The organism is Nocardia sp. NPDC058176 (assembly GCF_042883805.1).
Taxonomy (GTDB): Bacteria; Actinomycetota; Actinomycetes; order Mycobacteriales; family Mycobacteriaceae; genus Nocardia.
Map to the genome: position 1 here is coordinate 1 of NZ_JBHVVA010000001.1, position 24904 is coordinate 24904.

The 24904-nt window shown below is 68.8% G+C and carries 25 protein-coding genes; 19 read left to right on the plus strand and 6 right to left on the minus strand.

What is annotated here, in order from left to right; genetic code table 11:
• Positions 1 to 149: 149 nt before the first annotated feature.
• The 5 genes from rpsB to ACFVVM_RS00025 all read left to right on the plus strand — a co-directional run bounded on the left by rpsB (position 150) and on the right by ACFVVM_RS00025 (position 4528).
• The gene (rpsB, locus tag ACFVVM_RS00005) at positions 150 to 1049 is read left to right on the plus strand and encodes a 30S ribosomal protein S2 (protein ID WP_387611130.1); all 900 of its coding nucleotides are present in this window, start codon (positions 150 to 152) and stop codon (positions 1047 to 1049) included.
• Positions 1050 to 1156: 107 nt separating this feature from the next.
• Positions 1157 to 1981, plus strand: coding sequence for a translation elongation factor Ts (gene tsf / locus ACFVVM_RS00010; RefSeq protein ID WP_387611133.1), 825 nt, complete (start codon positions 1157 to 1159; stop codon positions 1979 to 1981).
• Positions 1982 to 2197: 216 nt separating this feature from the next.
• Positions 2198 to 2926, plus strand: a complete 729-nt coding sequence (gene pyrH, locus ACFVVM_RS00015; RefSeq protein ID WP_387611135.1) for a UMP kinase — start codon at positions 2198 to 2200, stop codon at positions 2924 to 2926.
• 49 nt (positions 2927 to 2975) lie between these two features.
• On the plus strand, positions 2976 to 3533 hold the full coding sequence (frr, locus tag ACFVVM_RS00020; protein ID WP_387611138.1) for a ribosome recycling factor: 558 nt from the start codon (positions 2976 to 2978) through the stop codon (positions 3531 to 3533).
• Positions 3534 to 3646: 113 nt separating this feature from the next.
• A complete protein-coding gene (locus ACFVVM_RS00025) occupies positions 3647 to 4528 on the plus strand; it encodes a phosphatidate cytidylyltransferase (protein ID WP_387616665.1) in 882 nt (293 codons plus the stop codon).
• A gap of 10 nt (positions 4529 to 4538) precedes the next feature.
• Here ACFVVM_RS00025 and ACFVVM_RS00030 read toward each other — a convergent pair whose 3' ends face one another.
• Positions 4539 to 4916, minus strand: coding sequence for a lipopolysaccharide assembly LapA domain-containing protein (locus ACFVVM_RS00030; RefSeq protein WP_387611141.1), 378 nt, complete (start codon positions 4914 to 4916; stop codon positions 4539 to 4541).
• Positions 4917 to 5029: 113 nt separating this feature from the next.
• Between ACFVVM_RS00030 and rlmN the strand changes: the two genes are divergently transcribed.
• Together rlmN and ACFVVM_RS00040 are read left to right on the plus strand one after the other, a co-directional pair.
• Positions 5030 to 6139, plus strand: a complete 1110-nt coding sequence (rlmN, locus tag ACFVVM_RS00035; RefSeq protein WP_387611144.1) for a 23S rRNA (adenine(2503)-C(2))-methyltransferase RlmN — start codon at positions 5030 to 5032, stop codon at positions 6137 to 6139.
• A gap of 116 nt (positions 6140 to 6255) precedes the next feature.
• A complete protein-coding gene (locus tag ACFVVM_RS00040) occupies positions 6256 to 7410 on the plus strand; it encodes a hypothetical protein (protein WP_387611147.1) in 1155 nt (384 codons plus the stop codon).
• 13 nt (positions 7411 to 7423) lie between these two features.
• Here the strand turns inward: ACFVVM_RS00040 and ACFVVM_RS00045 are convergent, their stop codons facing one another.
• Positions 7424 to 8197, minus strand: coding sequence for a hypothetical protein (locus ACFVVM_RS00045; protein WP_387611150.1), 774 nt, complete (start codon positions 8195 to 8197; stop codon positions 7424 to 7426).
• Between the two features lie 274 nt (positions 8198 to 8471).
• On the opposite strand from ACFVVM_RS00045, the gene ACFVVM_RS00050 reads away from it, so the two are divergent.
• A complete protein-coding gene (locus ACFVVM_RS00050; RefSeq protein WP_387611153.1) occupies positions 8472 to 8876 on the plus strand; it encodes a hypothetical protein in 405 nt (134 codons plus the stop codon).
• A 40-nt stretch (positions 8877 to 8916) separates the two neighbouring features.
• Here the strand turns inward: ACFVVM_RS00050 and ACFVVM_RS00055 are convergent, their stop codons facing one another.
• A complete protein-coding gene (locus tag ACFVVM_RS00055) occupies positions 8917 to 9720 on the minus strand; it encodes a transglutaminase family protein (RefSeq protein WP_387611156.1) in 804 nt (267 codons plus the stop codon).
• A gap of 206 nt (positions 9721 to 9926) precedes the next feature.
• Between ACFVVM_RS00055 and ACFVVM_RS00060 the strand changes: the two genes are divergently transcribed.
• The 4 genes from ACFVVM_RS00060 to ACFVVM_RS00075 all read left to right on the plus strand — a co-directional run bounded on the left by ACFVVM_RS00060 (position 9927) and on the right by ACFVVM_RS00075 (position 14695).
• Positions 9927 to 10349 (plus strand): uL11 family ribosomal protein, encoded by a 423-nt coding sequence (locus ACFVVM_RS00060; protein ID WP_387611159.1) that lies wholly within the window; start codon positions 9927 to 9929, stop codon positions 10347 to 10349.
• 95 nt (positions 10350 to 10444) lie between these two features.
• Positions 10445 to 12430 (plus strand): protein kinase, encoded by a 1986-nt coding sequence (locus tag ACFVVM_RS00065; RefSeq protein WP_387611162.1) that lies wholly within the window; start codon positions 10445 to 10447, stop codon positions 12428 to 12430.
• A gap of 86 nt (positions 12431 to 12516) precedes the next feature.
• Entirely contained in the window at positions 12517 to 13689 is a 1173-nt protein-coding gene (locus tag ACFVVM_RS00070) for a protein kinase (RefSeq protein ID WP_387611165.1), read from the plus strand.
• A 34-nt stretch (positions 13690 to 13723) separates the two neighbouring features.
• The gene (locus ACFVVM_RS00075) at positions 13724 to 14695 is read left to right on the plus strand and encodes a LysR family transcriptional regulator (RefSeq protein WP_387611167.1); all 972 of its coding nucleotides are present in this window, start codon (positions 13724 to 13726) and stop codon (positions 14693 to 14695) included.
• Positions 14696 to 14760: 65 nt separating this feature from the next.
• Here the strand turns inward: ACFVVM_RS00075 and ACFVVM_RS00080 are convergent, their stop codons facing one another.
• Positions 14761 to 15030, minus strand: a complete 270-nt coding sequence (locus tag ACFVVM_RS00080; protein WP_387611169.1) for a DUF2631 domain-containing protein — start codon at positions 15028 to 15030, stop codon at positions 14761 to 14763.
• A gap of 95 nt (positions 15031 to 15125) precedes the next feature.
• On the opposite strand from ACFVVM_RS00080, the gene dxr reads away from it, so the two are divergent.
• From dxr to ACFVVM_RS00105, 5 genes are all read left to right on the plus strand, one after another.
• Positions 15126 to 16319 carry a 1-deoxy-D-xylulose-5-phosphate reductoisomerase gene (dxr, locus tag ACFVVM_RS00085; RefSeq protein ID WP_387611171.1) on the plus strand — a complete coding sequence of 398 codons (1194 nt, stop codon included), beginning with the start codon at positions 15126 to 15128 and terminating at the stop codon, positions 16317 to 16319.
• Positions 16320 to 16470: 151 nt separating this feature from the next.
• Entirely contained in the window at positions 16471 to 17667 is a 1197-nt protein-coding gene (locus ACFVVM_RS00090; protein ID WP_387611173.1) for a M50 family metallopeptidase, read from the plus strand.
• A 103-nt stretch (positions 17668 to 17770) separates the two neighbouring features.
• A complete protein-coding gene (ispG, locus tag ACFVVM_RS00095; RefSeq protein WP_387611175.1) occupies positions 17771 to 18925 on the plus strand; it encodes a flavodoxin-dependent (E)-4-hydroxy-3-methylbut-2-enyl-diphosphate synthase in 1155 nt (384 codons plus the stop codon).
• A 153-nt stretch (positions 18926 to 19078) separates the two neighbouring features.
• Complete coding sequence (locus ACFVVM_RS00100) at positions 19079 to 19942, plus strand: GNAT family N-acetyltransferase (protein WP_387611177.1); 864 nt, start codon at positions 19079 to 19081, stop codon at positions 19940 to 19942.
• 66 nt (positions 19943 to 20008) lie between these two features.
• Entirely contained in the window at positions 20009 to 21799 is a 1791-nt protein-coding gene (locus ACFVVM_RS00105) for a penicillin-binding transpeptidase domain-containing protein (RefSeq protein WP_387611179.1), read from the plus strand.
• On the opposite strand, the gene ACFVVM_RS00110 is transcribed toward ACFVVM_RS00105, so the two are convergent.
• Both ACFVVM_RS00110 and ACFVVM_RS00115 read right to left on the minus strand, forming a co-directional pair.
• The gene (locus ACFVVM_RS00110) at positions 21793 to 22002 is read right to left on the minus strand and encodes a hypothetical protein (protein WP_387611182.1); all 210 of its coding nucleotides are present in this window, start codon (positions 22000 to 22002) and stop codon (positions 21793 to 21795) included. The two genes, ACFVVM_RS00105 and ACFVVM_RS00110, sit on opposite strands and share 7 nt — an antisense overlap.
• 266 nt (positions 22003 to 22268) lie before the next feature.
• Entirely contained in the window at positions 22269 to 22766 is a 498-nt protein-coding gene (locus tag ACFVVM_RS00115) for a peroxynitrite isomerase (protein ID WP_387611185.1), read from the minus strand.
• Positions 22767 to 22879: 113 nt separating this feature from the next.
• Between ACFVVM_RS00115 and ACFVVM_RS00120 the strand changes: the two genes are divergently transcribed.
• Both ACFVVM_RS00120 and ACFVVM_RS00125 read left to right on the plus strand, forming a co-directional pair.
• Positions 22880 to 24220, plus strand: a complete 1341-nt coding sequence (locus ACFVVM_RS00120; protein WP_387611188.1) for a TIGR03118 family protein — start codon at positions 22880 to 22882, stop codon at positions 24218 to 24220.
• 238 nt (positions 24221 to 24458) lie between these two features.
• Positions 24459 to 24902, plus strand: coding sequence for a hypothetical protein (locus tag ACFVVM_RS00125; RefSeq protein ID WP_387611190.1), 444 nt, complete (start codon positions 24459 to 24461; stop codon positions 24900 to 24902).
• Positions 24903 to 24904 lie beyond the last annotated feature (2 nt).

Below are 24904 nucleotides of genomic sequence, written 5' to 3' on the forward strand. Positions count from 1 at the left end.
ATGTCCGCGCGAGTTCTTCAACGGATGAACAGTGGAATCGTCGGCTGGTCCCGGTCTCGCAGACCTGGGTCCGGCGGTTTCGGTGGCGCCAGGGCGGTCGATCGCCGATCGACCGCGACAACCGGCAACGAAAGAGAGCTACGGTAGCTATGCCTGTCGTAACCATGAAGCAGCTGCTCGACAGCGGCGCGCACTTCGGCCACCAGACTCGTCGGTGGAACCCGAAGATGAAGCGGTTCATCTTCACCGACCGCAACGGCATCTACATCATCGACCTGCAGCAGACGCTGACCTTCATCGACAAGGCCTACGAGTTCGTCAAGGAGACTGTCGCCCACGGTGGCACCGTCCTCTTCGTCGGCACCAAGAAGCAGGCCCAGGAGTCGATCGCTTCCGAGGCGCTGCGCGTCGGAATGCCCTACGTCAACCAGCGCTGGCTGGGTGGCATGCTCACCAACTTCTCCACCGTGCACAAGCGCCTGCAGCGCCTCAAGGAACTCGAGGCGATGGAGCAGACCGGTGGTTTCGAGGGTCGCACCAAGAAGGAAATCCTCATGCTCACGCGTGAGATGACCAAGCTGGACCGCACCCTCGGTGGTATCCGCGACATGGCCAAGGTCCCCTCGGCCATCTGGATCGTGGACACCAACAAGGAGCACATCGCCGTCGGCGAGGCGCGCAAGCTGAACATCCCGGTCATCGCGATCCTGGACACCAACTGCGATCCCGACCTGGTCGACTACCCGATCCCGGGTAACGACGACGCGATCCGTTCCGCCGCCCTGCTGACCAAGGTCGTCGCCTCCGCGGTGGCCGAGGGCGTGCAGGCCCGCGCGGGCCAGGCTTCCGGCGACGCGAAGCCCGAAGCCGGTGCAGGCGAGCCGCTCGCCGAGTGGGAGCAGGAGCTGCTGGCTCAGGCGACCCCGGCCGCCGACGCCGCTGTGGCGACCGAAGCCGCTGCCACCGAGGCTCCGGCCGTCGAGACCCCGGCCGAGGCCGAGGCCGAGGTCAAGGCCGACCCGGCGCAGCACACCCCGGCCGACTTCTGAGCTGATCGGTAGTTCTACGTTCACCTTGCCGGCCCTTCTGAATTCAGAAGCGGTCGGCAAGGTGGTGTAAACCCCAAGCACCCCACACACGAGGAGGCTCGCCCCCGATGGCGAACTACACCGCTGCTGATGTGAAGCGGCTCCGCGAGCTGACCGGCTCCGGCATGATGGACTGCAAGAACGCGCTGGCCGATTCCGACGGTGATTTCGACAAGGCCGTCGAGGTGCTGCGCATCAAGGGCGCCAAGGACGTCGGCAAGCGCGCCGAGCGCGCGACCGCCGAGGGCCTGGTCGTGGCCAAGGACGGCGTCCTGGTCGAGATCAACTCCGAGACCGACTTCGTCGCCAAGAACGCGGAGTTCCAGGAGCTGGCCGCCGCCGTCGTCGCCGCTGCCGCGACCGCCAAGCCCAACGATGTGGACGCGCTCAAGGCGCTGCCGCTCGACGGCAAGACCGTCGACGAGGCCGTGCAGCAGCTGGCCGCCAAGATCGGCGAGAAGCTCGAGCTGCGTCGCGTCGTCTCCTTCGACGGCCCGGTCGCCACCTATCTGCACAAGCGTGCCTCGGACCTGCCGCCCGCCGTCGGCGTGCTGGTCGAGTACACCGGTGAGGGCGAGGCCGCGGCCGAGGCCGCTCGTGCCGCCGCCATGCAGGTCGCCGCGCTCAAGGCCAAGTACGTGACCCGCGACGAGGTCCCGGCCGAGCTGGTCGAGAACGAGCGCCGCATCGCCGAGCAGACCGCGCGCGAAGAGGGCAAGCCCGAAGCCGCGCTGCCGAAGATCACCGAAGGCCGGGTCAACGGCTTCTTCAAGGACGTCGTCCTGCTGGAGCAGTCCTCGGTCACCGATTCGAAGAAGACCGTCAAGGCTCTGCTGGACGAGGCCGGTGTCACCCTGACCCGCTTCGCCCGCTTCGAGGTCGGCCAGGCCTGATCAGGCCGCAGTACGCGCCCCCGATGCTCACCGGCATCGGGGGCGTTTGCCGTGCCCGGCCGCCGACCGTCCCTCGCGTCGCCCACGCGAGGGGGTCTTGTGCGGGACCGGGAACCGGATAAGGCAGGATGGATGCCGCTCTGCCTTGCTGTGCGGCCGGTCCGCACGCCCTCGAGCTCGACCCGATCTCTACCTCGCCGAAGGAGACGAACACCCATGACCGACCCGGGTAACGACCGCCCTGGATACAACCGGGTGCTGCTGAAGCTGGGTGGGGAGATGTTCGGTGGCGGGGGCGTCGGCCTCGATCCCGACGTGGTGCAGACCGTGGCCGAGCAGATCGCCGAGATCGTCGAGACCGGCGTGCAGGTGGCCGTGGTGATCGGCGGCGGCAACTTCTTCCGCGGCGCCGAGCTCGAGGAGCGCGGCATGGAGCGGGCCCGCTCCGACTACATGGGCATGCTCGGCACCGTGATGAACGGCCTTGCGCTGCAGGACTTCCTGCAGAAGCAGGGCGTGGACACCCGCGTGCAGACCGCCATCACGATGGGTCAGGTCGCCGAGCCCTACCTGCCGCTGCGCGCCAAGCGACACCTGGAGAAGGGCCGCGTGGTGATCTTCGGCGCCGGCATGGGCATGCCCTACTTCTCCACCGACACCACCGCCGCCCAGCGCGCCCTGGAGATCGGCGCCGATGTGGTGCTGATGGCCAAGGCCGTCGACGGCGTGTTCGACGCCGACCCGCGCGAAGACGCGAACGCGACCATGTTCACCGAGATCACCCACAAGGAAGTGATCGAAAAGGGGCTCAAGGTCGCCGATGCGACGGCATTCAGCTTGTGCATGGACAACCAGATGCCGATGCTGGTGTTCAATTTGTTGATCAAGGGCAATATTGCCCGTGCGGTCGCCGGTGAACACATCGGCACCCTGGTTCGGTCCTGACGCCGCATCCGCGGACGATGACGATGACGACGCTGTGGAGGAATCGGTCGTGATTGATGAAGCGCTCTTCGATGCCGAGGAGAAGATGGAGAAGGCCGTCTCGGTGGCGAAGGACGATCTGGGCAGCATCCGCACCGGCCGCGCCAACCCGGGCATGTTCAACCGGGTCCTGGTCGACTACTACGGCTCGCTGACGCCGATCACCCAGATGTCGAGCATCACCGTGCCCGAGCCGCGCATGGTCGTGATCAAGCCCTACGAGCAGAGCCAGCTCGGCCCGATCGAGAACGCGATCCGCAACTCCGACCTGGGCGTCAACCCCACCAACAACGGCGACATCCTGCGTATCACGGTGCCGCAGCTCACCGAGGAACGCCGTCGTGAGATGGTCAAGATGGCCAAGGGCAAGGGTGAGGACGCCAAGGTCTCGATTCGCAACGTCCGCCGCAAGGCGATGGACGAACTGAGCCGGATCCAGAAGGATGGCGAAGCGGGGGAGGACGAGGTCGGGCGCGCCGAGAAGGAGCTCGACAAGACCACCGCGAGGTACGTGGGCCAGGTCGATGAGCTGGTCAAGCACAAGGAAGCCGAACTGCTCGAGGTCTGAGCGCGCCAGATCTCACCAGTCCCGCTCGTGCGGGGGATGAACGGAACGACGAGTTGAGCGACGGGACAATCGTGGCCGAAGACGCCGCCGCCACCGGAGCGGCACCGGATCCGATGCCGGACACCGTAGACGTGCCCGGCGGCGCGGCCACGCCGCCCGAACAGCCGCAGGGGCCGACCTCGCGTGCGGGCCGCAACCTGCCCGCGGCGCTGGCGGTGGGCCTCGGGCTCGGGCTGTCGCTGATCGCGATCCTGCTGTTCGTGCCCAAGGTGTTCATCGGGGTGGTCGGCGTCGCGGTCGCGGTCGCGACCTGGGAGGTCACCAAGCGGCTGCGCGAGGCCGACGTGCTGGTACCGCGGATTCCGCTCCTGGTCGGCGGTCAGGCCGTGTTCTGGGCGGGTTGGCCGTGGGGCGCGAGCGGTGTGCTCGGCGCGTTCGCCGCGACCGTGCTGGTGTGCATGGTGTGGCGGCTGTTCGACCACGGTCTGCACACCGCGCCGCGCAACTTCCTGCGCGACACCGCGATCACCCTGTTCACGCTCAGCTGGATCCCGCTGCTCGCCGCGTTCTCGACGCTGCTGCTGCTCGAACCCGACGGCAACCTGCGGGTGCTGACCTTCATGATCCTGGTGGTCTGCTCCGACGTCGGCGGCTACGTGGCCGGTGTGCTGTTCGGCCGGCATCCGATGGTGCCCGCGATCAGCCCGAAGAAGTCCTGGGAGGGGTTCTGCGGGTCGCTGGTGTTCAGCGTGATCGGTGGCCTGCTGACGGTCACCCTGCTGCTGGAAGCCAACTCGATGATCGGCGTGGTGCTCGGTGTCGGCCTGGTGGTCGTTGCCACCGTGGGCGATCTGATCGAGTCGCAGATCAAGCGCGAGCTCGGCATCAAGGACATGGGCACGTTGCTGCCCGGGCACGGCGGCATCATGGACCGCCTCGACTCGATGCTGCCCTCGGCGTTCGTGTCGTGGCTGGTGCTCAGCGCGCTGCTCTGAGCCGCGCCGCTCAGGGCTTCTTGGCCGCGTGCCGCAGCTGCAGAATGCGCACGCCGCCGACCAGCCCCATCAACAGCACGCCCGTGATCACCGACAGCAGCACGGTGATGCCGAGCGGCAGCGAGAAATCCCAGAACAGCAGGTTCACCTGTGCCTTGTCGAGATTCTGGATGATGAAGATGATCAGGACGATGCCGAGGATCGCGGCGGCGAGCAGCGCGATCCAGGTATAGCCGGTGCGTGACCGGGTGAGCGCGTCGGGCGTGGCGCGCTTGGCCGGACGGTCGGGTTCGGCACGGCGGTGTTTCTTGGTGTCGGTGGGGTCGGACGGCACGGGAACCGGCTCGTGAGCAGCCGGTGACGCGCCCGATTCTGCGTTCGTGGACATGGATCGATCATTGCCGACTGCTATCGCCCGTGCACGCATCTTCTCGATAACACGGCCCGGCGTGGCGGCCCGCCCACCGGGCCCGGCACCTCGTTTGGGACAATGGGGGAATTATGGCCACCTCCCTGCCCCTCGTCTTCGATGCCCCGCGCCGCGGCATGCCGCCGCGCCACCTCGCCGATCTCGACGCGGACGAGCGCAAGACCGCGGTGCAGGAGCTGGGATTGCCGAAGTTCCGCGCCGATCAGCTCGCGCGCCAGTACTACGGCCGGTTGCAGTCCGACCCGGCGCTGATGACCGATCTGCCCGCCGACGTGCGCGACAAGGTCGGCGAAACCCTCTTCCCGCCGCTGCTGTCGGTGGTGCGCCACGTCGCCTGCGACTCCGGCGACACCCGCAAGACGCTGTGGCGCGCCCACGACGGCACCCTGCTGGAGAGCGTGCTCATGCGCTACTCCGACCGCAACACCCTGTGCATCTCCAGCCAGGCGGGCTGCGGCATGGCGTGCCCGTTCTGCGCGACCGGCCAGGCCGGGCTCAACCGCAACCTGTCCACCGCCGAGATCGTCGACCAGGTGCGGGCCGCAGCCGCCTCGCTGCGCGACGGCGAGATACACGGTGGGCCGGGGCGCCTGTCCAACATCGTGTTCATGGGAATGGGCGAGCCGCTGGCCAACTACAAGCGGGTGGTCAACGCGGTGCGCCGAATCACCTCGCCCGCGCCCGACGGGCTCGGTATCTCCCAGCGCAGCGTGGTCGTTTCCACCGTGGGGCTGGCCCCGGCGATCCGCAAGCTGGCCGATGAGGAGATGTCGGTCACGCTCGCGGTATCCCTGCACACCCCCGATGACGAACTCCGAGACACCCTCGTCCCGGTGAACAATCGCTGGCCGGTGGCCGAGGTCCTGGACGCGGCCCGCTACTACGCCGACAAATCCGGACGACGCGTCTCCATCGAGTACGCCCTGATTCGCGACATCAACGACCAGCCCTGGCGCGCCGACATGCTGGGCCAGAAGCTGCACAAGGCCTTGGGTTCTCGTGTGCACGTCAATGTGATTCCGCTGAATCCGACCCCGGGTAGTAAGTGGGATGCGAGCCCGAAACCTGTTGAGGCGGAGTTCGTTCGGCGCGTCAACGCGCAGGGTGTGCCGTGCACGGTGCGCGATACGCGCGGCCAGGAAATCGCAGCCGCCTGCGGACAGCTGGCCGCGGAAGGGTGAGTGCGATCGGACCCGACCTGTTCGGGTCGATCGAGGACTGGCCCGCGAACCGGGTCTCCGACATCGAGATCACCCGAAGGCTCACCACGGTCCCGGTCGATGATCTGATCACCTTCGTGCTCGACGGTGCCAACCCTTGGCATCACCGGCGTCGCTGTGCCCGTGCGTTGTTCGGGAAGGTGCCCGCCGAACGCATGATGGAGCTCGTCGACCTCGTCTGTTCGGATGATGACCAGGTCGATGTACGGATATCGGTGCTCGAAGTCCTGACCTCGGCAGCGGGGCCGCACCGCGAGGCGCTGCTCGAGTGGCTACGCGGCCAGTCCCTCGCGGGCGACTACGCGTCCTGTCGTCTCGACGATGCGATGCTGACAGCGCGTGCACTACTGGGCGACATCAGCGTGGCCGATTCGCTGGTCGAGATGGCGGCGGACGCGTGGTCGCATCGAAGCGCGCCGGGAGTTCGGGCCCTGCGCGGGCTCATCGTGATGCACGGACTGCCGGCGGTGCTCGGTATGGAATCGCCCCGCGCCCTGATGCTTTCGGGACGTTCGCAGGCGGTCCGACTGATCGGAGTCGGGCTTTCGCACGAGACAGGATTCGATATCGTGCCCGCGTTGGCCGATCCGTCCGTCAGCGTGGCTCGCGCAGCCTACGACCGCCTGGTTCCGTTGCGCGGACCCCAGCGGCGCGTCGAGTCGCTCATGGCATCGGCGACAACTCCGGGGCCGGCCCAACTGTGGGCCCTGGCCGTTCTCTCCGCTCATCACCCCACCGAAGTTCGTGCCCTGTGGGAGGCGCTCGGCCCGCCATCGATCGCACTGCCCGACGTCCCCGCCGATGTCCGGGCGGCAATCCTGCGCCAGTACGCACCGGGCACTCCCGATACCGACCCACGCTGGCTGATCGAGGCCGCGTTGCTCCCGCCCTACGAAGGCCCGGACGGGCAAGAGCTACTCGGCCGCGCCGTATCCGCCCTCGACCAGGCGGGATTGCAACCGGGTCAACCCCTCTCGGCCGGTGACGAACACCGACAGGGCGCCGGTACCTACCACAGCATCGAAACCCTGGCGGGCCGCGTCACAGTGAGTACCCTCGGGCCGTTCTTCCTGGCCCACGGCGACGCCGACCGTGTGAAGACGGCCCTGGCAGAGTTCCGTCATATCGACAACACGCTCGCGGAAACCGTTTTCGAGTCCCTCTCGGTGTATCACTTCGGCGACCGAGAACCCTTGCGAGTCAGGGAACTCCTGTTCTATTGGCAAGACTGAATCCACGCGGGGATCACCGGCTGCTGGGTTCCGAGATTCGTTTGCCGCATTTCGGGCAGTAGAAGAGGGATCCGGCGTGGTCGCAGGTGTGTTGCCACAGGTGGTCGCGGATGGTGCGGACGATGAACTCGAGGTGCTCTACCGGACCATCTCCGAGGTCGGATTCCACGCCTTCGGCGATGATGTCGCCTTCGGTGAGTGGGATCGGTTCTGTTGTGGGCTCGTTCGAATCCGAGAAACCGGTGACGCGCTGGGCGGAATGGCCGTTGGGGCGGAGGTCGAGTTCGAGGCGCCAGAGTCCGTGGCGCTCACGGAAATAGAAGCTGTGTCCGTCGACTTCCCCGTGCCATTGCTCCGGTGCGAACGTGGTCGTCTGTTCGGCGGTGACGCCGACCTGGCCACCTAGCCACGCCTGGATCTGCTGCTGGTCTCGTTCGTACATTCGCCGCAGTTCCTGGGCCGTCTCGCTGTCGTGCCACTCGGCCCACCGCGTCCGGCGGTCGGCGACCCGTCGCTCCTCCGACCAGGTGCAGGGGCAGTCCAGCCCGTCGCCATGCATCGCCGCCAACCGGGGATGGCACCCGCACCGACACGGTTCGCCATCCCCGTCGACAGAATGGAAGATTGCGGCGACAACCCGTTCGGCGGCGGCCGGATCGATCGCCGCCGCGCGCACGAGATGCTCGGCATGACGTTGACGCAGGCGGCTCTGTTCAGCTGCCTGCTCGGCGCGACGGCGAGCTCGATCTTCGTCGTCGCCGAAGTTCACCAGGAACATGTCGGCCATAGACGCAACGTACTCGCGCCCTGTGGGTCATGTCACCGGAGTATTGGAGGTGACCTGGCGGTTCGATTCCGCCGCCGTCCGCGCACACTGTGTGTGGGTTGGCTGGCTTCGTGAATGCCATGGTGTCACTGTCGATTTCGGGTACGAGAAAGATGGGTGGGCAACTGGCTGGCGAGGGCTGATCGAGTGGCGACGGTTCATGTCGGTGAGCCCGGTTACGCTTGGCGCCTCAGCTTGACCAAGGGTATCCGTCGAACGAACCAGGGGTCGCAACATGGTTTCTGAATCATCCACCTCTCTGCGGGACCGAGGGGCCCACCTGCGGGAACTTCTCAGGACGGCAAAGGATTTTGTTGTTCCGTGGACCTATTTCCACGACGAGTTGGCGATGCGGGCGGACTTCATGAATGCGGGTCGACCGGCCACGAGTCCACTGATCGACGCGGCGATCGACCGGGTCGCGCAACAGCGCGGCTGGCGTCGGTCCTCGGGCGTCGAGCCGACCGTCTATCTTGCCGATCTCGAGTTCTGGCATGGATTTCGGTCTCTCGGAGGCAGGACCGGCATCTTCTTCTACGATGAAAACACCTGTCAGGGGCTGCTGGGAGTGATGACCGACTTGGCTGGCCCGGTCGACCTCTTTCGCCTGACCACGGTCGTGGTGCCGACTACCGGTTGACCGCCGTGGGCAGGGTCAGCTTGCCGCCGAGGGCTGAGTTCTATTCGATGCGGATCGGCTGGACGAAGTCGTCGTAGGGGAGTGGTCCCTCGATGAAGGCGTTGACCACCATCGAGTTCAGGGTGATGTCGCCGCCGAGGTTGTCCAGGAAGGCGATGTCGGAGGCGTCGCGGCCGGTGGCGATGCGGACCAGGCTCATTCTTGGTGCCAGGCAGGTCGGGTCGAAGGTGCGCCACATGCCGTCGACGTAGGCCTCGGCGACGGCGTGGAAGTCCATCGGGACGCAGCCGGGTGCGTAGACCGCCGCCACCCGGGCCGGGACGCCGACCGCGCGCAACAGCGCCACCACCAGGTGGGAGAAGTCGCGGCAGACGCCGGTGCCCGACAGCAGGGTTTCCACGGCGCCGTCGATGGGCGCGCTGCTGCCCGAGACGTAGGAGATCCGCCTGCCGACCCACGCCGCGACCCGGGCGGGCATGTCCGGGTCGACGATGCCGTAGCCGAATTCGGCCGCCGCGAAGCCGAGCAGCTTGTCCGACTCGGCATAGCGGCTGGGTCGTCGGTACAGGGCGAGGTCGTAGTCGGTGATCGTCTCGGGGGTGGCGGTGCCCGAGACGCTCGCCCGATAGTCCAGCCGCAGGGTGCCCGCGGGGGCATCGAGCACGTGGATGCGGGAATTGTGGGGGCCGATCACCTCGCGCGGGGTGAGGAACTCCCCGTCGACCGAGCAGGTCAGCGCCTCGACCACGGCCAGCCCGGGTTGTCGGGCGACCGCGACCTGGAACTGCAGCATCGCGTCGGCATGGACCGCAACCTCCATGTTGGCGGAAACGTCACGCTGCACCGGTCCAGCCTGCCAGGCGATGGCGAGGACGGCGACTCGAATCCCCGAGCGGGCGTCCGATTCGTGCGGGGGAGCGGACGGGCGGACAGTTTCCCGGCGAAAGGGGCATGGTCGGCGGGCACGACGGTGATCGTCTCGAGTCACGTTGCGGCCCAGGCGTTATCGGTGCGGAACCGGATCGAGGCATCCATTCGAGATGGTTGACCATGGCGCCCGAAAAAGCCCCCGTCACAGTCACTCTCGAACTCGAAGCCGGCAATGCCTCGCTGATGATCCTCGGCAAGATGCTCGGCCCCACCGGTGTCCCGCCGTTCGCGGTCAAACATCGCTACGACGCCGCGACCGCGGATCGACGCGGGGAGATCATTCCCGCGGTCATCACCGTCGACGCCCGCCAACGCTGGACCATGCGGCTCGAGACCCCGCCCACGGCCTCGCTGATCCGCGCGGTCCTCGGCCGGCCCGGCGCACCTCAGCCCGGGCACAAGCCGGTGGGCGCGATCTCGCGTGCTGATCTGCGTCGCATCGCGATCCGCAAACTCCCCGACCTCGACACCGGCGACGTGGACGTGGCCATGCGCATCGTCGCCGGAACCGCTCGGTCGATGGGCGTGCGCGTCGAGGAGTGACCGTTCGGGCCCCGACCGTGCAAGCGCTAAGTTGAATGCGGCCGCGCGACAGTCGTTCACGGCTGTGCTCGAGTCAGCCGGACAACGGGAGAAGCATGCTTGCGACGGGTGATGTCTTCGCCGGGTACGCGATCGAACGTCAGCTGGGGCGCGGTGGCATGGGGTCGGTGTACCTCGCTCGTCATCCGCGGCTGCCGCGGCAGACCGCGTTGAAGGTGCTGAACCCGGAGCTGTTCGCCGACGCCGAGATGCGGGTCAGGTTCGAGCGGGAGGCCGATCTGGCGGCGCAGCTCGAGCATCCGAATGTCGTGACGGTGTATGACCGGGGTGTCGACGAGGACCGGCTGTGGATCAGTATGCAGTTCGTCGACGGGGTCGACGCGGCGGCCATCCCACGTCCGGTCCCGGTCGAGCGGGCCCTGCGCATCATCGAAGGGACCGCGGCGGCGCTCGATCACGCGCACCGCAACGGCGTGCTGCACCGCGATGTGAAACCCGCCAACATCCTGCTGGCCGACCGTGACGGCGAGGAACGGGTGCTGCTGACCGATTTCGGTATCGCCCGTCCCCGCGACGACGTCCACCACCTGACCCAGACCGGCACGTTCACCGCCACCCTGGCCTATGCCGCACCCGAACAGCTCACCGGCGCGCACCTGGACCATCGCGCCGATCAGTATTCGCTGGCGTGCACGCTGTTCGCGCTGCTCACCGGCGTTGGCCCGTTCGCGGCGGCCAATCCAGTGCTGGTCATCCAGGGGCATCTGCAGTCGCTGCCGCCGTCGGTACGCGGCCAACGTCGCGAACTTCCGGCGGCGTTGGACGCGGTGCTGGCCCGCGCGCTGGCCAAACGGCCCGCCGATCGCTTCGACTCGTGCGCGGAATTCGCCGCTGCCGCACGGCGTGCGCTCACGGGGAACGGCTCGGAGCCCACCGTGCTCGGGGCGCCGTCATCACCGCAACTGCCGCAGGCGAATTCGTCCGCCCCGACCGCGCCGATAGCGCATGGTGCTGCCCCGCCGCGGCATACCGGGGCACCTACGCCACATCGCGCCGCGCTTTCGCCGTCGACGCAGCGGGCGGCCATGCCACCCCGTGCCGCACCCCAGCACGGCAATGCGCCCCGGCAAGACTCTGTGCCTCGGCAGGGCCACGCGCCTCAGCATGGCAGTGCCACCCGGCAGGACTCCGCGCCTCGGCAGGGTAATGCGGCTCGGCAGGACTCCGTCCCTCGGCAGGGCCATGCGCCCGGGCACGGCGATGCGGCCCCGCAGGGTTCCGCGCCTCGGCAGGGCGGCCATGCGCCCCAGGACGGCAATGTGTCCGCGCAGGGCTCCGCGCCTCGGCAGGGCCATGCGCGTCAGCATGGCAATGCGGCACGGCAGAGCTCCACGCCCCAGCAGAGCCTCAGGCCCGAGAGCGACATGCCGCGACCGGTGGCACCAGAGCGACCGAATCCGCAGCGCCCCGCCGCTCGGGCTCGGCGCCGGCGCCGCGGGCCCCTGGTGGCGTTGGCGATCGTCGTCGCGCTCCTCGCCGGAGCGGGCGTGTGGGTGTGGCGGGACGACACCGGTTTCGTCGCGGTGACGCTGGGCCGGTCGCAGGGTCATACGGACCTGAACGCGATGGCGGCTGCGTTTCCCAGCATGCTGCCCGATTCCCACCGAGGCTCCGACGGCTACTACTTCACGACCTGCCGGGCTGTGCCGCAGTGGCAGCCGTCCTTCGCGCGGCAGGGCCTGGAATCCGCGTTCGACGGCTGGCAGGCGATGTGGGAATGCCTGGGTCCATCCGGCGACGGGTTCGCCTTCCGCTTCTACAGTTTCGACGTCGCGCCCGCCGCCGAGTCGGCGGTGAACACCTTCGCCGTCGACGCCGAGGACCGCGGCGAGTCCACCGGTGTGTTCCGCCGGGACCGCCGGTTCGTCTATCAGGACGAATACGGCGGGGTGGTGTCCACGGTGATCTCGTCGTTCACCGATCCCCAGCGGGAACGCTTCGTCCTGTTCACGATTCCCCAGGTGAAGGGCGAGCAGGTGCTCGACGAGCTGTCCCAGCAGGTCGCCGCCGTGCCCTGGTGAGCCGGTCGGTCAGCTCGCCGACCCGGTCTCGCGGCGTTTGGTAGGGTCCAGGCCGTCGGTACGACGAGCGAGATTCGGGGGTCAGAGTGGTTTCTGACGGGACGGTGTTCGCTGGATACACGATCGACCGGCAGCTGGGGCGCGGCGGAATGGGGTCGGTGTACCTGGCCAGGCATCCGCGCCTGCCGCGCTGGACCGCGCTGAAACTGCTCAATCGAGAGTTGTTCTCCGACAAGGAGATCAGGGCCAGGTTCGAACGCGAAGCCGATCTGGTCGCCCAGCTCGACCACCCCAACATCGTGACGGTGTTCGATCGCGGCGTCGAAGGCGATCAGCTCTGGATCAGCATGCAGTACATCGACGGTGTCGACGCGTCGAGCCTGGATCCGGTGTCGCTGCCGCCGGACCGGGCGCTGCAGATCATCGGGGAGACCGCCGCCGCGCTCGACTACGCCCACCGCTGCGGCGTCCTGCACCGCGACGTGAAACCGGCCAACATCCTGCTGGCCCGCTCCAGCAGTCAGGAACGGGTGTATCTCACCGACTTCGGCATCGCGCGCCTGCGCGACGATTCCGGGCACCTGACCGAGACCGGCTCGTTCACCGCCACCCTCGCCTATGCCGCGCCCGAACAGCTCACCGGCGCCGCCCTCGACCACCGTGCCGACCAGTACTCGCTGGCCTGCACGCTGTACACGCTGCTCAGCGGCGCGGCGCCGTTCGAATCGGCCAGTCCGGCCGCCGTGATCACCGGTCACCTGCAGGCGCCACCGCCGCCGGTGAGCCCGCGCCGGGCCGGGCTGCCGCCGGTCCTCGACGCCGTCATGGCGCGTGCGCTCGCCAAACGTCCCGCCGACCGGTTCGACTCGTGCGAGGAGTTCGTCGAGGCCGCGCGGCGGGCGTTGCGGACCGGGACGACCGGTGCCCGTCCGACGGTGGCGCCGTCGGGACAGCACGCGCGGCCCGCGCCGTTCGTCGGCATGCAGCCGATGCGCCCGGTGGGGACCGCGGGCGCCCCGGTCGCGCCCTTTGCCCAGCCGGTGGCGCCCTACCAGCCGCCGATGGCGGCGCGGGGGCCGGTTCCGCCGTACCAGCAGGGCGTGCCGCCCGGGTGGTCGTCGCCGCAGATGCGGTCACCGGTTCCGCACGCGCCGCCGCCGACGCGGGGCTGGGGATCGGCCCTCGGCACGTACCTGATCCTGCTGGTCTGTGTCGTGATCGTCGCGGTGTTCATCGCGCTGGTGGCCGCCAGCGTGTGATCGACGCGTGCGGCGGTGCCATATTCTGGTCAGAATGAGCGACTTCGACGTCACCGCCGCCGACTCCATCGACCTCGCCCGGTTGCGTCGCTTCGTCGCCGTCGCCGAGGAACTGCATTTCGCGCGCGCGGCCAAGGCACTGCGGATTCCCCGGCAGGCGCTGAGCGCCACCGTGATCGAGCTGGAGCAAGAACTCGGCACCAGGGTCTTCGTGCCCGGCGCCTCGCCGACCCAGCTGACCGAGGACGGCGCCGCGCTGCTCGGCCACGCCAGGGAACTGATCCGGGCGCACGAACAGGCCGAACGTGAGTACAAGCCCGATGCCCCCGCGAGCCTGCGGGTGGGCTTCGTGCCGGGGGTGACGGTGTCGAAGTGGGCGCGGATCTGGGCCGACCGGCTGCCGGATCATCCGCTCGAGGTCGTCGGCGTCGCGCAGGGCGAGCAGGAGAGCGCGCTGCGCGACGGCCGCGTCGATCTGTGCTTCGTGCGACTGCCGATCGACCGGACCGCGATGAACGCGATCCCGCTGTGGCGGGAGACCCCGGTCGCGGTGGTGCAGAAGGACGACGCGCTCTCGTTGCTCGACGCGGTGAGCCCGGCCGATCTGGCCGAGGAGACCCTGCAGGACAGCGCCGACCTCGATCAGGCCGCCGACACCCTCGCACTCGTCGCGGCCGTCGGCGGGGCGGCGATCGTGCCGCAGTCGATCGCGCGCCTGCATCATCGCCGTGACCTGGTCTACCGCCCGATCAGCGACACCGAGTTCACCGAGATCGCGATGGCCTGGCCCGCTGGTTCCGACACCGACCTGCTCGAGGAGTTCGTCGGGATCGTGCGTGGCCGCTCGGCCAACAGCTCCCGTGGGGCGGCGCCCGAACCGGAACGGGCCGCGCGCCCGCGGGCGGCGGCTCCGGCACGCAAGAACACCGCGAAGAAGCCCGCGGCCAAACAGCAGAGCGTCCGCCAGGGCCGTGGCCGCAAGCCGGGCGCTCGACGCGGTCGCTGACCTGCTTCGGACAGACGAAAACGCCTGCGGCACAGCAGGGCCGCAGGCGTGATCTGGCCGAAGGGTTACTTCGGGATGCGCTTGGTGAGCGAGTCGACGACCAGCAGCAGCGCCATCAGCCCGGCCAGACCGACGAGGAAGATGTCCTCCACGTGTCCCTGGTGGTTGCCGATGGTCATGGCGAGCAGCGCGATCACGACGAACCAGCCGGCGATCTGGAAGGTGCGGCGCGACTCACCGCTCCAGCCCCATGCTGCCGAGGGCACCTCGGCGGGGTCGACGCTGGTGGCGACGGGGCGCTCGGTGCTGGCTTTTTCGAGGTCCGTGGCGGCCACGATCGCTCCTTAGGGCTCGAGTACTGGTTGGGCGAGTAGGCATATCGTGGCATACGACCGTCCGTCGTAGCCAGCAGCCCTGCCACAATGGGGCCGTGTCCCACCCCGCAACGCGTGCCGCGCACGACCACTCCCAGTCCACCGATCGGGTGAAGGTGCTGCTCCTCGGCAGTACCGGTTCGATCGGGACCCAGGCGCTCGAGGTGATCGCCGCCAACCCCGACCGCTTCGAAGTGGTCGGCCTGGCCGCGCGCGGCGGCAATCCCGCGTTGCTGGCCGAACAGATGGCCGCCACCGGCACCCGCAATGTCGCCGTCGCCGATCCCGCCGCCGCCCAGGCGCTCGATCTCGAACTGGGCGGCGCGGCAGCGGTGACCGAGTTGGTGCGCCGCACCGAAGCCGACGTCGTACTCAACGCACTGGTCGGTTCGCTGGGCCTGGAACCCACCCTGGCCACCCTCGCCGCCGGAACCCGGCTCGCGCTGGCCAACAAGGAATCGCTGGTCGCCGGTGGTTCCCTGGTGACCCGCGCCGCTGCGCCCGGCCAGATCGTGCCCGTCGACTCCGAGCACTCCGCGCTGGCCCAGTGCCTGCGCGGCGGCACCGCGGACGAGGTGGCCCGGCTGGTACTCACCGCCTCGGGCGGCCCGTTCCGTGGCTGGACCACCGAGATGCTGGAGTCGGTGAACCCTGACGAGGCCAAGGCGCACCCCACCTGGTCGATGGGCCTGATGAACACCCTCAACTCGGCCAGCCTGATGAACAAGGGCCTCGAACTGATCGAGACCCACCTGCTGTTCGGCGTCCCCTACGACCGCATCGACGTCACCGTGCACCCGCAATCGATCGTGCACTCCATGGTCACCTTCACCGACGGCTCCACCCTGGCCCAGGCCAGCCCGCCCGACATGAAGCTGCCCATCGCCCTGGCCCTCGGCTGGCCCGACCGCATCCCCGGCGCCGCCCCGGCCTGCGATTTCGGCACCGCGTCCACCTGGACCTTCGAACCGGTCGACGACAAGGTATTCCCGGCTGTGCAGCTGGCCCGCCAGGCAGGGGAAGCCGGCGGCAGTGTGACCGCCGTCTACAACGCCGCCAACGAGGTCGCCGTCCAGGCTTTCCTCGACGGCAAGATCACCTTCCCCGCCATTGTGCGCACCGTCACCCGCGCCGTAGAGGCCGCAGATCGCTGGCAGGCAGAACCCGATACCCTGGACGACGTCCTCGCGGCCGACCGCTGGGCAAGGGAGTACGCCGCGAACACCATCGCGGGCAAAACAACCCCCTGACCTGACGAACAAACCGAAACCACCACGTTTTCGGCCGCCCCGGATCCGAGGGGCGAGACGTAACGGCGAAGCCGCAGTATCGCCCCTCGGATTCGGGGTTACGAGGCCGAAAACCCGCGGCACCAGCCGCCAATAAACACGAAAGGCCCTGATGGTATTCGCGCTGGGGTTCGCACTGTTCGCCGTCGGTATCACGATTTCGATCGCGCTGCACGAATGCGGGCACATGTGGACCGCGCAGGCTACCGGGATGAAGGTGCGCCGCTACTTCATCGGTTTCGGACCGAAGGTGTTCTCGTTCCGGCGCGGGGAGACCGAGTACGGCCTCAAGGCGCTGCCGCTGGGTGGCTTCTGCGACATCGCGGGTATGACCGCTCTCGACGAGCTCGAGCCCGAGGAGGTCGAACGGGCGATGTATCGCCAGTCGGCCTGGAAGCGCCTGGTCGTGATGTTCGGCGGCATCGCGATGAACTTCCTGCTCGGTTTCATCCTGCTGGTGGTCCTGGCGATCGGCTGGGGCCTGCCGCAGCTGCATCAGCCGCCCGCCACCTCGCTGGGCACCATGGGCTGCGTCGCGCAGGAGAATCCGGACAGGACCCTGGCCGCGTGCACCGGTGACGGTCCCGCCCAGCGCGCCGGACTGCAGCGCGGTGACGTGGTGACCGCTGTGAACGGCGTGCCGGTCAGCACCTGGACCGAGTTCCAGGCCGAGACGCAGAAGCAGAGCGGCACCTTCGACTACACGATCGAGCGTGACGGCCAGACCCTGACCGTGCCGGTCACTCCGGAGCGGGTCCTGCGCTCGCCGAAGGAGGGTCCGAGCCGCGAGGTGAGCGCGGTCGGTGTCGGTCCCGACTTCGCCGAGCCCCAGCAGTACGGGGTGGTCGCCGCGATCCCGGCGACCGTCGTGTTCGCCGGCGATTTCATGGTGGAGACGGTGAAGTCGCTGGCCAAGATGCCGCAGAAGGTCTCGGCGCTGTGGGAGGCGGTGACCGGTGGCGAGCGTGATCCCGAGACCCCGGTCAGCGTGTACGGCGCCAGCCGGATCGGTGGCGAGACCGCCGAGCGTGGCCTGTGGGGCATGTTCATCCTGGTCCTGGCCAGCCTGAACTTCTTCCTCGGCGCGTTCAACCTGCTGCCCCTGCTGCCGCTGGACGGTGGTCACATCGCGGTGGTGATCTACGAGAAGATCCGCAACACCCTGCGGTCCTGGCTCGGTAAGGCCCCGGCCGGTCCGGTCGACTACCTCAAGTTGTTGCCCGCCACCTATGTGGTGGTGGTGATCGGCGGTGCGTTCATGCTCCTGACACTCGCCGCTGACATCGTCAATCCCATCCGTCTGCCGTGATTCGCGCGGGCCGGTGTCGTGCCCCTCACAGGGCGCCCGGTCACCCCGCGCGACTAAGCTCGGCAGCAACACCCGAGAAATGTAGGAAAGAAGGCAGCCGAACGTGACCAGCACAATCGGATTGGGGATGCCCGCCGCCCCCGCTGCTGTTCTCGCACCTCGGCGCAAGACCCGCCAGCTCATGGTTGGCTCGGTCGGCGTCGGCAGTGATTCCCCGATCTCGGTGCAGTCGATGACGACCACCAAGACCCACGACATCAACGCCACCCTGCAGCAGATCGCGGCGCTGACCGCCTCGGGCTGCGACATCGTCCGGGTGGCCTGTCCCCGCCAGGAAGACGCGGACGCGCTCGCCACCATCGCGCGGAAATCGCAGATCCCGGTGATCGCCGACATCCATTTCCAGCCGCGCTACATCTTCGCCGCGATCGACGCGGGCTGTGCCGCGGTCCGGGTGAACCCGGGCAACATCAAGGAGTTCGACGGCCGCGTCGGCGAGGTCGCCAAGGCCGCGGGTGCCGCCGGGATCCCGATCCGCATCGGCGTCAACGCCGGTTCGCTGGACAAGCGGATGATGGAGAAGTACGGCAAGGCCACTCCGGAGGCGCTGGTCGAATCGGCGCTGTGGGAGGCGAGCCTGTTCGAGGACCACGGCTTCGGCGACATCAAGATCTCGGTCAAGCACAACGATCCGGTGATCATGGTGGAGGCCTACCGGCAGCTGGCCGCGCAGAGCGACTATCCGCTGCACCTGGGCGTCACCGAGGCCGGTCCGGCGTTCCAGGGCACCATCAAGTCCGCGGTGGCCTTCGGCGCGCTGCTCAGCGAGGGCATCGGCGACACCATCCGCGTCTCGCTGTCGGCCCCGCCCGCCGAGGAGGTGAAGGTCGGCGGCCAGATCCTGCAGTCGCTGAACCTGCGCCCCCGCAAGCTCGAGATCGTGTCCTGCCCGTCGTGCGGTCGCGCCCAGGTCGACGTTTACACCCTGGCCGATGCCGTCGCCGCGGGCCTGGACGGCCTCGAGGTGCCGCTGCGGGTCGCGGTGATGGGGTGCGTGGTGAACGGTCCCGGTGAGGCGCGCGAGGCCGACCTCGGCGTGGCCTCCGGCAACGGCAAGGGCCAGATCTTCGTCAAGGGCGAGGTCATCAAGACCGTGCCGGAATCCCAGATCGTGGAGACGCTGATCGAAGAGGCGATGCGCATCGCCGAGGAGATGGGCGATCAGCCGGGTAGTGAGCCGGTCGTCACGGTCGGGTGAGACGGCGGGCCGGAGGCGGTAGCGCAGCGTCACCACGCAGGCCCTCGCGAACCCGCCGAGTAGATGCAGCCGGCTGACGGTCGCTACTCACGGTCGGGCCTCGGATTCGACGGACCCGTACCGTTGCGCGTGCTTTCGTGGCAGGCTGGTGCCGTGCGGAGTCTGCTGGAGCCGACGCGACGGTCCAAGACCGCCCCCGCGCGCCCGGTGTCCGTCCGGGATCTGGGCGAGGTACTGCGTGTGCTCGACGCCGATCCGGTGGCGTCGTGCATGATCGCCGCCCGCGTCCAGGAGTTCGGACTCGACGCGCGCAGCGGCCTCGGTGAGCTGTGGAGCCGCGGTGGCCCCGCGGACTCCCTGTGCTTCTCCGGCGCCAACCTGGTCCCACTGCGCGGTGATCAGCAGGCCATCCGCGCGTTCGCCGATCGCGCGGTCCGCTGGCCTCGCGTGTGCTCCTCGGTGGTCGGCAGGCAGGAACTGGCGTTGCCGCTGTGGGAACTGCTGCTGCCCAAGTGGGGCCCGGCCCGGGATCTGCGCGCCGACCAACCCCTGCTCGCGCTCACCCAGCCCGCCCTGGTCCGTCCGGACGCGGGCGTGCGCCGGGTCAGGCCCGACGAGATCGACCGCTATCTGACCGCCGCGATCGCCATGTTCATCGAAGAGGTCGGCGTCGATCCCCGCGCGGGTGACGGTGGCCGCGGCTATCGTCGGCGCATCCAGAGCCTGATCGAATCAGGAAGGGCCTGGGCACGTTTCGAGGACGGCGTGGTGGTCTACAAGGCCGAGATCGGCGCCCTGTCCCGGCGGACCGGCCAGATCCAGGGTGTGTGGGTGCATCCCGAGCATCGCGGCTCCGGTGCCGGTACCGCGGGCACCGCGGCGGTCGCGAATGCCGTTGTGGCGACGGGCCGTACGGCGAGCCTGTACGTCAACGACTACAACCGCATCGCCCGACGTGCTTACAGCCGTGTGGGTTTCCGTCAGATCGCGACCTTCGCCACCATCCTGGTCGACTGAGCGACGCGGCGCCGACACCGCGTCGATGCGCGGTCAGCGGCCCTTTCCGCACTACCATCGGTGCCGATGAGGACACGGATGCTCACCACGTGCGCGGTGGCCGCCCTCGCGGTGGCGGCGACCGCCTGTTCGTCGGGACCCCAGGGTCCGGTGCCCGCCGCCGACGCCTTCGCCGCGGCCTTCGCCCAGCACGACTTCACCGCGGCCGCCGAACTCACCACCGCGCCCGAGAAGGCCACGGCGGCACTGACTTCGGCGTGGCAGGCGCTGCAGGCCGAGGAACTGTCGATTCGCACCGGCGACGCGCGCGTCAGCGGCGACACCGCCACCGTCGACTACACCTACGAGTGGAGCCTGCCCAAGGGCAGGCAGTGGACCTACTCCGGCGAACTGCAGATGGGCCGCAGCGGTGGGCGCTGGTTGGTGCGCTGGACCTCCTCCGACATCCATCCCCGGCTCGGCGACACCCAGACCCTGGAATTGCGCACCCAGGCCGCGCCGCGGGCCAGGGTCAACGAGTCGGCAGGCAGCGATGTGCTGGTCCCCGGCAAGGTGTCGCGGGTGCGGTTCAGCGTGGCCGACGCCCCCGATCCGCAGCGCGTGGCCGGGGCGCTCGCCGCGGCGCTGAGCCGTATCGACCCGGTCGCCTACACCCCGCAGTCGATCCTGAGCGCGGCCCGGCGGGCCGACGGCGCGCACACGGTGATCCTGCTGACCGAATACGAGGCCGAGACGATCGGCGGCGAGCTGATCGGGCTGCCCGGGGTCACGCTGACCCAGGAGTGGGACATGGTGCCCACCGATCGCAAGTTCGCCCCCGACCTGCTCACCCAGGTCCGCAAAACGGTGATCGCCGAGGTCGACGGCAAGGCGGGCTGGAGCGTGGTCACCCGCAATGCCAACGGCGCCGATCTCGATGTGCTGCACGAGGTCGCGGCCCAGCCCGCCCCGTCGTTCGCGCTCAGCATCGACCGGTTCGTGCAGAACTCCGCCCAGCACGCGGTGGACCTGCGTACCGAGCAGACCATGATGGTGGTGCTGCGCCCGTCGACGGGCGCGATCCTGGCGGTGGCCCAGAACAAGGCCGCCGATCGCGACGGTCCGGTGGCCACCAGCGGCCAGTACCCGCCGGGATCGATCTTCAAGACGGTGACCGCCTCGGCGGCCATGGCGGCCGGACTGGCCACCCCCGACACGGTGCTGGCCTGCCCCAGCCGCACCACCATCGGCGAGCGCACCATCCCCAACTACGAGCTGTTCTCCGTCGGTGACGTGCCGATGGCCACCGCCTACGAACGCTCCTGCAACACCACCTTCGCCCGCCTGGCCAGCAGACTCGACCCCGACGCGCTCACCGAGGCCGCCGCGCGCCTCGGCATCGGCCAGGACTATCGGGTCGAAGGGCTACCGACCATGTCGGGTTCGGTCCCCGAGGCCGAGGAACTGGTGCAGCGCGCCGAGGACGGCATCGGCCAGGGCCGGGTGGTGGTGAGCCCGTTCGGGATGGCGGTCATGGCCGCGACGGTCGCCAACGGCACGGCGCCGGTGCCGTTCCTGATCGCGGGCAGGCAGACCGAGGTCGACGGCGAGCGACCCGAGATCGCGCCGGAGGTGGTCGAGGGACTGCGCACGATGATGCGCATGGTGGTCACCGGCGGCACCGCCGAGCGGATCCGGGACCAGGGCGAGGTGTACGGCAAGACCGGCGAGGCCGAGGTCGACGGCGGCTCGCATTCGTGGTTCGTCGGCTATCGAGGCGACATCGCGTTCGCGACGCTGCTGGTCAAGGGCGGCAGCTCCGACAATGCGGTCGCGGTGACGAGGGATATGTTCGCGGCGCTCCCGCCGGGCTACTGACCGGCGCTGTCGGTCGCCAGCAGGCCCCGCACCACCGCGAGTGAACTGCTTTCGGTGTGCGATGTCGCCGCCTGGTGGATCACGCTGTAACCGGCGGCCGGTTCGGGCGCTGCCTCGGCGCCCGCGCCGTCGAGCAGGTCGATGGCGGCCGCGCCGCCCAAGATCATCCCGGCAGTGGTCAAGATCAGGGTGGAACGCCTCATGCTTCGTCTCCCTCGTTCCGGGTTTCGACGTGTCTACGGGCAGCCCTTCGATTGTCTGGGGATTTGCTGTTGGATGAACCGTAGAACGGCAACCAGGCAGGCAACAGGCGGCCGCAGTAAGCGACACACAATTGTTGCGTTATGTGCGGGCGTGTTCGAACACAACCGGTACATGACCGTGATGAAAAGGTGAACGACCGGTTTCTTCCGAACGAATGCGCAGTTCAGGCGGCTACACGACGATAAATCATCGAATTCGAGGACACTCAGGCGCGTTGCAGAGTTGCGGCCAGATGGTGCTGTAGGGATTCTCCGACCGCCGCCATTCGCAGCGTGTAGTCGATGGTGTCCTCGGTCACGTGGAATGACCGGCCGAGCGCGGTAACCGACTTCGCCGATCCGCTCAGGCCGATATTCGTCGAGTTCAATTCGAGCCGAATTCCGTCGACGGTTTCGGTGATCGTGCCCTCGCAGATCTCGGTGATCCCGGTGGGGTGGGCGAGCACGAGTTCGACCCGGCCGGGGGCGGGGCAGCGCAGGTAGCCGGTCTCGGCGTGCAGCGGCCTGCCGTCGTCGCCCGCCTTGGTGCGCTGGCGGTAGGTGAGGAACGGACGGCCGAGATGGCCGAAGGTGATTTCCTCGAGATAGTCGAACGAGTCGATGGTCGGGTACTCGCCGTGACCGCGGCCGCGCCAGCTGCCGAGCAGCGGGGCGAGCGCTGCGATCGCGGGATGCGGGGCGACGGGGGCGGAGGGTTCGACCACGGGCGACAGCCTAGACCTGTCGCCGGGGCGGCCGTCACGGCACGCCGTCGCATCGATCACGCTAAGGTCAGCCTCGCCGAAACGCCGTGCGGCGGAGGTCGAAAGGATGGAACGTGAACGGACAGGTGAGGGGCGCCCGCGCGGTGCGGTCCGGGTTGGTGCGCGGTGCCGTGCTCGCGGCGGCACTGCTGGTGGCCACGGCGTGCTCCAGCACCGGGCAGGCCGCCGTCGAGGTGAGCGCGCTGGACGGCAACCGCTACAGCCGCACCGATCTGGTCGCGGCCAAGGACTCCTATCGCGCCCAGCTCACCATTCCCGAGCTGGTCGACGCGTGGGGCCTGGCCGATCGCCCGAAGGGCGCGGGCGGTCACTTCTGGGTCGGCGCGGGCGGTTCGGCGTTCCAGTTCCTCGGTGACGTGCACACCTCCTCCGACACCAAGCTGAAGAAGCTGGCCCAGGACGAGCTGAAGGCCGTCACCGTGCCCGGCGCCGAGACCGCGGACCCGAACGCGGGCACCACCACCGGCGTGGTGTTCAACCCCGCGCCGATCGGCTCGGACCTGTTCGTCGTGCGCGATCAGTGGGTCCAGCTCGACGGCAACCCGATTCCGCTCACCGGCTCGGCGCGCCACATCGTCGCCACCGATTCGGGCAAGCTCTCGGCCTGGACCGAGCAGGCGCCCGACGGTGCCGTCATCCGCCGCGACGGCACCGCGAACCTGGTGTTCGACGGCTCGGCACAGGGCATGGCCTTCTTCGGTATCGCGCTCTCGCCCGCGGGCGACAAGCTGCTGGCCGCCGACTTCGGCGCCGAACCGCAGATCCGCACCTTCGACAAGTTCTGGCAGCCGGTGGCCACCACCGGGTTCGCCAACCCCTTCGCCACCGGCGAGGTGATCGACCCGGCCACCCCGGAGAAGGGCAAGAAGGCGAAGCCGGGCGATCCCGCGCCCTACAACGTCACCACGCTGGGCAGCCGGGTGTTCGTCTCCTATGCCGTGACCACCCCGGATGACAAGGACCCGAAGACCTTCGAGAAGGCCGAGATCGCGTCGCTGTCCGCCGAGGCCGACACCTCCGCCGACGGCAAGCCGGACCGGGGCAAGATCGCCGAGTTCGACGCCGCGGGCAAGCTGGTGCGCATCATCGACGACGGCGGCAGGCTCAACGCGCCGTGGGGCGTCGCCATCGCGCCGTCGAACTTCGGTGCCCTGTCGGGCAAGCTGCTGGTCGGCAACTCCGGTGGTCTGGGCCGCGTGCTCGCCTACGACGACACCACCGGCACCTTCGTCGACTACCTGCGCGACAACGAGGCGAACCCGATCGAGATCGCCGGCCTCGCCGGGCTGCTGTTCGGCAACGGTGACACCCTCGGCGACGCGAACGCGCTGTACTTCACCGCGGGTCCGGCCGGCGGCAAGGACGGTCTGTTCGGCAGCCTGCGGGTGCAGTAGGCGACACCCGGCGGCAGCGGACAATCCGAATGTCCGGTATGCCAGCTGCTTGTCGTCGGGTGCCCTCGTGCGGGACAGTGGTGGCGGAATGATTGCCGGGTGCGCGCGAACGGCGCCGCGGCGGCCTCGTTCCGCCGCACGCGAGGACACCCCCACCGGGGTGTCGTGCCCCGACCCGGAGGTGTGCAGATGATGATTTCGCGCCATGACGTCGTCGGTTCGTCGGGGGAGCGGTGAGATGCGGCATTCGGCACGAGCGACGATGCTGCCCGACCGCGACGTACTCCTCGCCGCGTTCCGTGGTTTGCCGCACGATGACCACCCGATCCTCGACGCCGCGGGCGAGCTCGCCCTGCTGCATCAGCTGCGCGAACGGATCCCGCAGGGCGAGGCCGCGCGGATCGATCGCCGTCGCGCCCAGCTGATGCGGGCGATCGACCGCTGGGTGATCCTGGCCGCGCCGGTCCCGCCCGCCGCCGCCGACGAGCACCCCGAGACCCTCGGCGACCTGGTCGACCGGCTGGCCAGGCACAGCGCCCAGGCGTTCGTGGTGCTGGCCGGTGCGCCCGAGTCGGTGTTCTACGACGAGTGGGTGCGGCTCGACGATCTGGCCGACAGCTATCAGCGCCTGATCGACGACCTGTGGGCCGGGGTCCGCAGCCTGCCCGCCTACACCTACTGACG

What these genes read in the sequence shown, in the direction of transcription:
- pyrH (WP_387611135.1), top strand. Translation starts at nt 2,198, where the DNA reads ATGACCGACCCGGGTAACGACCGCCCTGGATACAACCGGGTGCTGCTG.
- ACFVVM_RS00105 (WP_387611179.1), top strand. Translation starts at nt 20,009, where the DNA reads ATGAGGACACGGATGCTCACCACGTGCGCGGTGGCCGCCCTCGCGGTG.
- ACFVVM_RS00030 (WP_387611141.1), bottom strand. Translation starts at nt 4,916, where the DNA reads ATGTCCACGAACGCAGAATCGGGCGCGTCACCGGCTGCTCACGAGCCG.
- ACFVVM_RS00075 (WP_387611167.1), top strand. Translation starts at nt 13,724, where the DNA reads ATGAGCGACTTCGACGTCACCGCCGCCGACTCCATCGACCTCGCCCGG.
- ACFVVM_RS00045 (WP_387611150.1), bottom strand. Translation starts at nt 8,197, where the DNA reads ATGGCCGACATGTTCCTGGTGAACTTCGGCGACGACGAAGATCGAGCT.
- ACFVVM_RS00065 (WP_387611162.1), top strand. Translation starts at nt 10,445, where the DNA reads ATGCTTGCGACGGGTGATGTCTTCGCCGGGTACGCGATCGAACGTCAG.
- rlmN (WP_387611144.1), top strand. Translation starts at nt 5,030, where the DNA reads ATGGCCACCTCCCTGCCCCTCGTCTTCGATGCCCCGCGCCGCGGCATG.
- ACFVVM_RS00060 (WP_387611159.1), top strand. Translation starts at nt 9,927, where the DNA reads ATGGCGCCCGAAAAAGCCCCCGTCACAGTCACTCTCGAACTCGAAGCC.
- ACFVVM_RS00110 (WP_387611182.1), bottom strand. Translation starts at nt 22,002, where the DNA reads ATGAGGCGTTCCACCCTGATCTTGACCACTGCCGGGATGATCTTGGGC.
- ACFVVM_RS00025 (WP_387616665.1), top strand. Translation starts at nt 3,647, where the DNA reads ATGCCGGACACCGTAGACGTGCCCGGCGGCGCGGCCACGCCGCCCGAA.
- tsf (WP_387611133.1), top strand. Translation starts at nt 1,157, where the DNA reads ATGGCGAACTACACCGCTGCTGATGTGAAGCGGCTCCGCGAGCTGACC.
- ACFVVM_RS00050 (WP_387611153.1), top strand. Translation starts at nt 8,472, where the DNA reads ATGGTTTCTGAATCATCCACCTCTCTGCGGGACCGAGGGGCCCACCTG.
- rpsB (WP_387611130.1), top strand. Translation starts at nt 150, where the DNA reads ATGCCTGTCGTAACCATGAAGCAGCTGCTCGACAGCGGCGCGCACTTC.
- ACFVVM_RS00125 (WP_387611190.1), top strand. Translation starts at nt 24,459, where the DNA reads ATGCGGCATTCGGCACGAGCGACGATGCTGCCCGACCGCGACGTACTC.
- ACFVVM_RS00090 (WP_387611173.1), top strand. Translation starts at nt 16,471, where the DNA reads ATGGTATTCGCGCTGGGGTTCGCACTGTTCGCCGTCGGTATCACGATT.